3 protein-coding genes are annotated in these 2,911 nt (G+C 65.0%); 2 read left to right on the top strand and 1 reads right to left on the bottom strand.

Annotated elements, in window-relative coordinates; translation table 11 throughout:
* Positions 1–538, bottom strand: a 538-nt coding sequence (locus CIC12_RS09265; protein WP_168663828.1) for a LysR family transcriptional regulator, incomplete at its 3' end; no start/stop codon positions are given.
* A 136-nt stretch (positions 539–674) separates the two neighbouring features.
* Here CIC12_RS09265 and CIC12_RS09260 point away from each other — a divergent pair.
* Positions 675–1,691, top strand: a complete 1,017-nt coding sequence (locus CIC12_RS09260; RefSeq protein WP_168663827.1) for a zinc-binding alcohol dehydrogenase family protein — start codon at positions 675–677, stop codon at positions 1,689–1,691.
* Positions 1,692–2,074: 383 nt separating this feature from the next.
* Entirely contained in the window at positions 2,075–2,638 is a 564-nt protein-coding gene (locus tag CIC12_RS09255; RefSeq protein WP_168663826.1) for a DUF6013 family protein, read from the top strand.
* Positions 2,639–2,911: the final 273 nt, after the last annotated feature.

Genomic DNA, 2,911 nt, shown 5'->3' with positions numbered 1-2,911 from the left:
CCCGCCGGTTCACCGCGAGGCGCCGCGCGACCAGCGACGAATCCTTCAGCACGCCAACGCGGATCGCCACGTCGATCCCCGCATCGACGAGATCGACCAGTTGATCGGTGAGCCGCAAATCGACGCTGACGCCGGGATAGCGGCGTAGAAACTCGCTGATCACCGGCGACACATGCTGCCGCCCGAACGACGACGGCATCGACACCCGCAAGCGGCCCTGCGGCTCGGCTTGCGCACGGCCCACCGACGCGCGCGCGGCGGCCGCCGCGTCGAGCAGCGCTTCGGCGCGTGTCATGAACACTTCGCCGTCCTGCGTGAGACTGATGCGGCGAGTCGTCCGGTGCAGCAGGCGCGCGCCGAGCAGCCGCTCGAGTTGCGCGATCCGCGCACTCGCGACTGCCGCCGACACACCGAACTCGCGGCCGGCGGCCGACACGTTGGCGAGTAGCGCGGCGCGCACGAACAAGGCGACGTCGAGCAGATCGAGCCGCTCCCGTTCGCTGGGCGAGGATCGCGCGATGGGGTCGGGAAAAGTCATTATTCGGAAATGCAAAAAAATGTTTTAGTCATTATGCCGGTTTTGGAAGAGTAAGAATCGCCGTAGGATGACGCCCATGGATCGACGGCAAGGTTCGCCGATCGTTCTCATTGAAACGGACAGAACAGGAGCCTCCATGAAAGCCGTCGGTCTCTACCGCTACTTGCCGATCGATCAAACCGAAGCGCTGGTCGACGTCGACATTCCGCAACCCGAAGCCGCCGGGTGCGACCTGCTGGTCAAGGTCGAGGCGATCTCCGTCAATCCGGTCGACACCAAGGTGCGCGCGCCGAAAGACACTGTCGAAAAGACGCCGCGCGTGCTGGGCTGGGATGCCGCCGGCACGGTCGCCGCGGTCGGCCCGGACGTCACGCTGTTCAAGGTCGGCGATCCGGTGTTCTATGCGGGCAGCATCACGCGGCCGGGCGCGAACAGTGAGTTCCATCTGGTCGACGAACGGATCGTCGGGCGCAAGCCGGCGTCGCTCGATTTCACGCACGCGGCCGCGCTGCCGCTGACCGCGATCACCGCGTGGGAGGCATTGTTCGACCGCCTCGGCGTGTCGCCGCAAGGCGCGGACGAAGGCCGCACGGTGCTGATTTTCGGCGGCGCGGGCGGGGTCGGCTCGATCGGCATTCAACTGGCGAAGCAGCTGGCGAAGCTGAAAGTGATCGCGACCGCGTCGCGTCCCGAATCGGCGAAATGGGCGACCGAACTGGGCGCGGACCATGTCGTCGATCACTTTGGCGACATGCCCGCGCAGTTGAAAAAGCTCGGTATCGAGCAGGTCGATTACGTGCTGATGTTCAACGACACCGACCGGAATTTCCCGGTGGCCGCCGAAATCATCAAGCCGCAAGGCGGCATTTGCACGATCGTCGAAAACAGCAGCCCTGTGCCGGTCGAACTGCTCAAGGCGAAAAGCGCCGCGTTCCATTGGGAGTTCATGTTCACCCGTTCGATGTTCGGCACGCCCGACATGATCGAACAGCACAAGCTGCTGACCGAAGTCGCGCGTCTCATCGACGCGGGTACGCTGCGCACGACCGTCGGAGAAGAACTCGGGACGATCAACGCGGCGAATCTGCGCCGTGCGCATCGGTTGCTGGAACAAGGACGCGCGATCGGCAAGCTGGTGCTCACGGGCTTCTAAGGCGCGCAGCGCGCGAATAGCGTGGTTCGATATGGCCGGCGCCGCAGTCATGCGCGCCGGCCATGTTCATTTGCCGCGCATCATGCGAGACAACCAATGCGATGTGCAACGCCATGGTGCGATCGAAGCGGCGGCGCGAACCTCCCGCAATCCCAGCATCTTGCCGATTGCACACGCAGAAAGCGCATCCCTGCAAGCGGGTTAACACCCGAGCCTATGCGGCACGCGCGGCGCCGCGCTTGGCGTTAGACTGGCGGTGCATCATGCGAAAACAGTTGCGTGTCTCGCGTACCGGTTCGCCGGGGCACCGCCCAATCGGGCGGTGCAGCACAGACAGTAGCGTTGAAGCGGGGCACGCAGCGGCACAACAACGAGGTGACAGTATGAGCTCCAGCTTCAAACTCTCCGCCGTTTCAGTTGTCGCTTCTCTCGCTTGCGCGCTCGCGCCCGTCATGCTCGTGCCGGCGGCTCGTGCGGCCACGCCGATCACGGTGACGTCCCAGTCCGCGCTCGACGGTCCGATCCGCTACACGGTTCGCGTTACGTCGAAGCAGTTCGGCAACTCACAGGAAACCCGCACGATCCGCTCCGGCGAGACCGACGACTTCACGTGGAAGACCGTGCCACCGGGCGGCCCGGTGGCCGGCACGGATGCGTGTCCCAACTATGCGTCGCTGCCGGTGGACACCAACGGCGCGATGATCCGCCAGACGCAGATCCGCTTTGCGCCGGTCGTCGCCAGCGACGGCACGGCGAGCGTGCAGATGAACTTCCAGGCGCAGACGCCGCGCGGTGTGAAGACCGTGACGAGCGGCGGAAAAACGCTCAAGTGTCCGAACGATGTGCGCGTGAGTCAGATTCTGCACTTCACGATGCCGGTCAACGGCAGCACGAAAACGCTCACGCTTAGCGACGGCACCGAAGTGGCGGTCAGCGCGAAGCGCTGACGGCGGTCAAAGAAGAAGGTGGCGGCGTCGGCGGGCGCGCTGCATATGTGCCGCCGGACGGGTGAGCGGGCCTTTACCGCGATGCCCTCCGGCCCCCGTGAGCCTCGCGCGCCGCCTGCGGCGTCAAGCGAGGTTTGCCGCGCGTAGTGAGCGAATCTGAGCATGTCTGCTGCTGCGCGTTCGCGCGAAGTTTTTCACGGGGTCTTTAGCACTAACCGGGCATGCCGTGGCGCCGTGCTGTGTTCTTGAGCGACATCTTGCCCGGCCGTCAGG

Source organism: Paraburkholderia sp. SG-MS1 (assembly GCF_012275575.1).
In the GTDB taxonomy this organism is placed as follows: Bacteria; Pseudomonadota; Gammaproteobacteria; order Burkholderiales; family Burkholderiaceae; genus Paraburkholderia.
This window is presented reverse-complemented; position numbering and strand designations above follow the sequence as displayed.